Source organism: Anaerosolibacter carboniphilus (assembly GCF_014205875.1).
Lineage (GTDB): Bacteria > Bacillota > Clostridia > Peptostreptococcales > Thermotaleaceae > Anaerosolibacter > Anaerosolibacter carboniphilus.
Map to the genome: position 1 here is coordinate 132,205 of NZ_JACHEN010000012.1, position 7,574 is coordinate 139,778.

Below are 7,574 nucleotides of genomic sequence, written 5' to 3' on the forward strand. Positions count from 1 at the left end.
TTGTGCCTTATAACAAGGGTGGTACCGCGGTTTATTCGTCCCTAAGTCATGATGGCTTAGGGACTTTATCATTTTTTGAAAAACTTTGTGAGAGGAGAATAATGGCGATGAAAAAATTTAAGCCACTTTCAGAAGCACCCGTTGCAAAACGCGAATCCATGGTCGCTGATCTATGGGATCAAAACAATATTCTAAAGAAGAGTATTGAAAATCGTGAAAATGCGGATTCCTTTGTATTTTATGAGGGGCCACCTACGGCAAATGGAAGACCTGGTATTCACCATGTTATTTCAAGAACCCTGAAAGATTCCGTATGTCGTTATAAAACTATGACAGGATATCAGGTAAAGAGAAAAGCGGGTTGGGATACCCATGGTTTGCCGGTAGAAATTGAAGTGGAAAAGCAGTTGAAGCTATCCAGTAAACAAGAAATTGAAGCCTATGGAATTGATAAGTTCAATGAGAAGTGTAGAGAGTCTGTATTTACCTATGAGAGACAATGGAGAGAAATGACGAAGCGAATGGGTTATGCCATCGATTTGGATAATCCTTACATCACTTTGGACAATAATTATATCGAATCTGTATGGTGGATTTTAGATAAGTTCTTTAAAGAAGGCTATATCTATGAAGGTCATAAGATCCTGCCATACTGCCCACGTTGCGGAACAGGTCTTGCATCCCACGAAGTATCTCAAGGGTATAAAGAAATTAAGTCTAACACAGTAATCGTGTCTTTTAAACGAAAGGATACCGATGAATATTTCTTAGTGTGGACCACTACGCCATGGACCTTGGCTTCCAACGTAGCTTTGGCTGTGCATCCAGAAGAAACCTATATTAAAGCAAGGATGAATGATAGGGTATATATTGTTGAGAAAACCTTATCCAAGCGAGTATTGGGTGAAGAATTTGAAGTATTGGAAGAAATGAAGGGTAAGGATTTAGAATATATCGAATATGAGCAATTGATGCCATTTGTAAAAGCCGAAAAGAAAGCTTTCTTTGTGACGATCGCAGACTATGTAACTACTGATGATGGTACTGGAATCGTTCATATTGCGCCAGCTTTTGGTGAAGATGACTATCAAGTTGGAAGAAAGTATGACCTGCCTGTATTACAACCAGTAAACGAAGAAGGAAAATATACGACGACCCCTTGGGAAGGCAAATTCGTTATGGATTGTGACGTGGACATCATCAAGTGGCTCCATGGAGAAGGAAAGTTGTTTAAGAAAGAAAAGATCGATCATAACTATCCTCACTGCTGGCGTTGTTCTACTCCGCTCCTTTATTATGCAAAGCCAAGCTGGTATATCGAGATGACCAAGCTAAAGGACAAGCTCATTGAAAACAATAATTCTGTCAACTGGTATCCAGATTATGTGGGAGAAAAACGTTTTGGAAACTGGTTGGAGAACCTGAATGACTGGGCATTATCTCGAAGTCGATATTGGGGTACGCCTTTGAATATTTGGAGATGTGAGTGTGGGCACACAGCCTCGGTAGGCTCAAGAAAAGAATTGATTGAACAAGCGATAGAAAAGATTGATGAAAGCGTTGAGCTCCACAGACCATATGTGGACGACATCCACTTAAAATGTGAAAAATGTGAAGGAACCATGACCAGAGTGGTAGAGGTAATTGACTGCTGGTTTGATAGTGGAGCCATGCCTTTTGCGCAACATCACTATCCATTTGAGAACAAAGAGAATTTCAGTGAATTGTTCCCTGCGGATTATATCTGCGAAGGGATTGACCAGACCAGAGGTTGGTTCTATTCATTGATTGCCATCTCCACCTTTGTAATGGGTGTTTCTCCTTATAAAAACGTTCTTGTAAATGATCTGATCTTGGATAAGGACGGTAGAAAAATGTCTAAATCCAGAGGGAATACCGTTGATCCATTCGAAATGTTTGATAAGTATGGTGCTGATGCTTTAAGATGGTATCTGCTGTATGTATCGCCGGCATGGACACCAACGAAATTTGATATTGAGGGACTAAAAGAAGTGCAAAGCAAGTTCTTTGGAACCCTGCAAAATGTATATACCTTCTTTACTCTTTATGCTAACACCGATGAGATCAATCCGAAGGACTTCTATGTGGAGCCAAAAGAACGCCCAGAATTGGATCGCTGGATTATTTCAAAATTTAATAGCCTTGCAAAAGAAGTAGCAAGTGAAATGGCCATCTTTGATTTGACAAAGACAGTAAGAAAGATCCAAGATTTTGTGAATGAGGATTTATCCAATTGGTATATCCGTCGCGCAAGACGTCGTTTCTGGGAAACGGAGTTAACGGAAGATAAAAAGGCAGTATATAATACAACCTATGAGGTTCTAATTGGAGTAGCAAAACTGATGGCACCATTTGCACCATTCCTGGCCGATGAGATTTATGCAAATCTGACAGATGAGTTATCTGTCCATTTGGCAGATTATCCAGTGGCAGACCTATCCTTAATAGATCTAGAAGTTGAAAAGCGAATGGATTTGATTAGAGACTTGGTTGGCTTAGGTAGAGCAGCAAGGGCAAAGGAAAAGATCAAAGTGCGTCAGCCGATCCAAAAAGTATTGATCGATGGAAAATATGAAGCATTGATCTCCGATTTGATTCCTCTGATGGAAGAAGAATTAAATGTAAAAGAAGTTATCTTTGAAAAAGATTTAAGCAAGTTTATGAATTTCAGCTTAAAGCCGAACTTTAAGGTTGCTGGTTCTATTCTTGGGTCAAAGATTAAGGCATTAGGGCCGGCATTGGCTGCTCTGGATGCAGCGTCGGTGGTACCGAAACTGGAAGCTGGAGAAAGTATCTCTGTGAACTTAGAGGGTGAAGCTACAGAAATTGTGAAAGATTATGTGTTGACCAGCATCTCTGCTAAGGAAGGTTTTACCGTTGAAATGGCTAATAACCTATTTGTGATCCTAGATACCACGTTGACACAGGAATTAATCGATGAGGGATATGCTAGAGAACTTATCTCCAAGGTACAGCAAATGAGGAAGAACAACGATTATGAGATGATGGATAATATCCGTATTTATTATGATGGGGATGATGAAATCGATAATGCGGTAGAAATTCATCGAGAATACATCATGCATGAGACGTTGGCTGTATCTATTGAAAGGGTAAATGATCCATCATTAGAAAAGCAAAACCTCAATGACCATGATACAGGTATAAAGGTGGAAAAAGTAAATTAAGCGCATAAATAAAATGGGAGCCAGTCTTTGACTGGCTCCTGTCTATAAGGTAGAGAAAGAATTGTAAAGTATTTGCTATTCTGATAGAATGAATCCAATAATAGGCGGTTAAATCGGGAACTTCAAATTAGAAGGGGGTATATGAAAATGGCTATAAGAGAGATTTTACAGCTTGGTAATAGGGAATTATATGATATTTCTAGAGAGGTTTCAGTGGAAGAGATGGATTATGTAAAAGGTGTAATCCAAGATCTCCATGATACCATGATGGAATTTCGAAGAAAATATGGTGTTGGGCGTGCTATCGCAGCGCCTCAAATTGGAGAAAAGATTAGGGTTCTGTATATGAATATTGGAGAACCTACGCCATTCATCAATCCAAAACTCATTTTTGAAGAGGATGAAATGATAGAAGTTTGGGATGATTGTATGTGTTTTCCTAATCTGCTGGTGAAAGTGATGAGATATAGGAAATGTCGCATCGAATATAGGGATGAGGATTGGAACGAAAGATCTATGAAATTAGAGGATGATTTGTCTGAATTACTCCAACATGAATACGATCATCTGGATGGCATATTGGCAGTGTCCAGAGCCATAAATGGGCAGTCCTTTGCTTTTCGGGGAGAAATGCGATAATTGATGAGGGATAGGGAGCAGGTTCTAAGAATCATAGCTCCTTTTCTTTTGGTAGGCAGTCAGCGTGGATTTGAAAATTTACGGAGTATTTAGGAATAGATACATATTACGAAAATGTAATATATCCATGTATTTCCTTGAAGGAAAAAAATGAAAAATGTCGAATGCATTATGAGATAAGGATGTGGTGTGGGAAATCTAAGGGTTTGAAGGGAGGTCCCATATGAAACAGGAGAAGGAGTTACATATGATTTCTGACGTAGAGAATTTTGACTGTCCAAAGAATATTGATTTTTTAGAAAACGATGATGAAAAATACCGTTATATTGTTGAAGAGTCCATTGTGGGGATATATCTGGTTCAAGATGAAATTTTGACCTATGTAAACCCCAGATTTGCTGAAATATTTGGTTACGAACGAAAAGAATTAATCTATAAAAAAATTATGGATTTGATTTATGAGAAAGATCATACTTTGGTGAGAGCGAATATGAACAGAAGGCTGAAGGGAGAAACCAACAGCCTAAGGTATGAATTTCGAGGAATAAAAAAAGATAACACCGTAATCGAAATAGAAGTATTGGGCACTCAGATTATCTATAAAGGAAAACCAGCCATCATTGGATCAGTCATGGACATCACGGAACAAAAAGAAAATAGCGAACAGCTTCGAATGGCTCAAAAAGTATTTGAAAATACTATTGAAGGAATTGTCATTACAGATAATAAGGGTATCATTCAAATGGTGAATCCAGCTTTTACGAATATTACCGGATATACATCCAAGGAAGCCATAGGAAGAAATCCTAGAATATTAAAGTCTGAGCGTCATGACCGCTTGTTTTATCAAGATATGTGGGATTCGTTAATAACTACTGACTCTTGGAAGGGCGAGATCTGGAACAGAAGAAAGAATGGAGAAACGTATCCTGAGTGGATGACCATATCTGCTATAAAAAATGATTATGGAGAAACAACCCATTACATATCTGTATTTAATGATATTACTGAGCATATACGCAAAGAAGAACATATTAAGCATCTTGCATACTTCGATGCGTTGACTGGTTTACCTAATAAGTTCCTGTTTGGAGATCGTTTAAATCTCGCGATTACCCATGCGCAACACCATAAGCATATGCTTGCTGTGATGGTGCTGGATGTGGATCGGTTTAAACGAATTAATGATACCCTAGGTCACGCAGTTGGAGATATGGTGATACAAACTGTTGCAGATCGACTAGACCGTTGTATAGAAGACGGTGATACCCTATCACGATTGGGCGGGGATGAGTTCATGTTCATTCTTGAGGAGATAAAAGGGATTCAAGACGTGATAAAGGTAATTCATCGGATATTTGATGCATTGTCGTGTCCCTTACATATCCACGGACATGAGTTTCACATTACTGGGAGCATCGGAATTAGCATGTACCCTAACGATGGAAAAGATCTAGACACCCTCGTGAAAAATGCGGATACAGCCATGTACAGGGCAAAAGAACTGGGAAGAAATAATTATCAAATGTATACGCCTGCCATGAACGACAATGCGATTGTTCGTTTAACGATGGAAAATGATCTAAGAAAAGCCATTGAAAGGGATGAGTTAACCTTATATTATCAACCCAAGGTAGATATCGAAAGTGGTAAAGTTGTCGGAGCAGAGGCGCTGGTAAGATGGAACCATCCTGAAAGGGGACGGATCTCACCAGGAGAATTTATTCCTTTGGCTGAAGAGACAGGGCTCATAGAGCCTCTCGGTGAATGGGTACTCCGACAAGCCTGTTGCCAGATTCGTCAGTGGCAGGATGAAAAAGGCTATGACATTTATGTATCTGTCAATTTGTCTCCTCGCCAATTTCAAAATAGAAATCTTGTGGAGCACATTATGGATGTAATTGCAGAAACAGAGGTGGATCCTAAGTATATACAATTGGAAATCACGGAAAGTTGTGCCATGGAGAATCCCGATCATACCATTCATTTACTGCAGCGCTTAAAGGAAAAAGGATTTACCTTTTCCATCGATGACTTTGGTACAGGCTATTCTTCCCTGGCAGTACTAAAGAGATTTCCTATAGATATGTTAAAAATAGATCAGTCCTTTGTACGTGATCTGACAAAGAACGAAGATGATAAGGCTATTGTGTTGGCTATGATTTCCATGGCTCACAGTATGAGACTGCAGGTAGTGGCAGAAGGGGTAGAGACTTCTGAAGAACTATCATTTTTGATGGAGAATCATTGCGACCAACTGCAGGGATACTTTTATAGTCCTCCTGTGCCAGCAGAAGACTTTGAAAAGCTATGGGAGGAATCCATCAATCTCCATGACCTTAAAGTCGAATAAAAAAATCAGTCGAAGGTGAACTAAGTTCCCCTAGCAAAGCACACGTAGTGTGCTTTTTTAATATATAGGAAATTATGGTTTTCAATTTTCTATATATGGGGTGTGCAGAGGGGACTCCCCTCTGCCGTATTCAGGAAGGTGCTCAGCCTGCATTGCAGGCGTCGAAGGAAACCTAGGATTTCCTAGCGAAAACAAATTGCCGATAGGCAACTTTGTTCCTATTGTTTATTTTAATGCAGGAATGTATTTGTAGATATGGAATAGTATAATAAACAGACTAAGATAGATTCAATCTATAGATGATTTGGAGGGATAGGTCGTGAGAATTATAGATTTGCATTGTGATACGATATTAAGATTGATGGGGGATAAGGATAAGCTGGTATTAAAGCAAAATAAATTCCAAGTAGATATAGAAAAATTAAAGCAAGGGAATTCTTTGGCACAATTTTTTGCGCTCTATGTGGATTTGAATGAAGAAAGAGATCCTATGGAAACATGTCTGGAGATGCTGGATAAATTTTACCTAGAATTAGATAAAAATCATGAAAGCATTGCATTGGCAAGGAATTACGACGAAATTAGCAAGAACGACGAAGAAGGAAGGATCTCAGCTTTACTCACCATCGAAGAAGGCGGTGTGCTGAAGGGTGAACTATCACATTTACGCAACTTATATCGGTTAGGTGTCCGACTTATCACCTTGACATGGAATTATCCCAATGAAATTGGTTATCCCAATGCGCTGGAAGATTGTCAACATAAAGGTTTAACTAGATTTGGAGAAGAATTGGTAACAGAGATGAACACCTTAGGAATGATTATAGATGTTTCCCACTTATCTGACCAAGGATTTTATGATGTGGCTAGAATCAGCAGTAAGCCTTTTGTTGCATCCCATTCCAATGCTCGACATGTGATGCATCATACGCGAAATTTGACCGATGATATGATTCGGGTCCTGGCGAACAAGGGGGGAATCATGGGTATTAATTTTGAAAAGCTCTTTCTTGGTAACGATCCAGTGAGTAAGGTAGACAATATGATCCGTCATATTGAACATATCAGAAATGTGGGAGGGATCGAGGTCATTTCCATAGGAACAGACTTCGATGGTATAAGTCCAGGCTGGGAGATCCCCCACATTGGAGAAATGGATAAACTGGTGAAAGGACTTGAAGATCATGGTTTTCATCAGGATGAAATCGAGAAAATATGTTATAAAAATACCCTAAGGGTAATTAAAGAAGTGATGAGATAAAAAAAGGCACATTTTATGTTCTAATGTTGCATCAAAGAAATAATTACAGATTGACAATGGAAAAATTTTAATAATGAAAAAAAGAACCTCTTTTGCTTTAATGGAAGTACGC

At 39.0% G+C, this 7,574-nt stretch carries 4 protein-coding genes and 1 other annotated feature (1 of these 5 running past the window's edge); all 4 genes read left to right on the forward strand.

What is annotated here, in order from left to right:
* Positions 1-46, forward strand: a binding site (T-box leader); it begins 175 nt to the left of the window's first position.
* A 61-nt stretch (positions 47-107) separates the two neighbouring features.
* The 4 genes from ileS (at position 108) to HNQ80_RS11115 (ending at position 7,462) form a co-directional block, all read left to right on the forward strand.
* The gene (ileS, locus tag HNQ80_RS11100) at positions 108-3,209 is read left to right on the forward strand and encodes an isoleucine--tRNA ligase (protein ID WP_184310710.1); all 3,102 of its coding nucleotides are present in this window, start codon (positions 108-110) and stop codon (positions 3,207-3,209) included.
* 147 nt (positions 3,210-3,356) lie between these two features.
* On the forward strand, positions 3,357-3,848 hold the full coding sequence (locus HNQ80_RS11105; protein ID WP_330602835.1) for a peptide deformylase: 492 nt from the start codon (positions 3,357-3,359) through the stop codon (positions 3,846-3,848).
* A gap of 223 nt (positions 3,849-4,071) precedes the next feature.
* The gene (locus HNQ80_RS11110) at positions 4,072-6,201 is read left to right on the forward strand and encodes an EAL domain-containing protein (protein WP_184310712.1); all 2,130 of its coding nucleotides are present in this window, start codon (positions 4,072-4,074) and stop codon (positions 6,199-6,201) included.
* A 319-nt stretch (positions 6,202-6,520) separates the two neighbouring features.
* Positions 6,521-7,462, forward strand: coding sequence for a dipeptidase (locus tag HNQ80_RS11115; protein ID WP_184310713.1), 942 nt, complete (start codon positions 6,521-6,523; stop codon positions 7,460-7,462).
* The last annotated feature ends 112 nt before the right edge of the window (positions 7,463-7,574 follow it).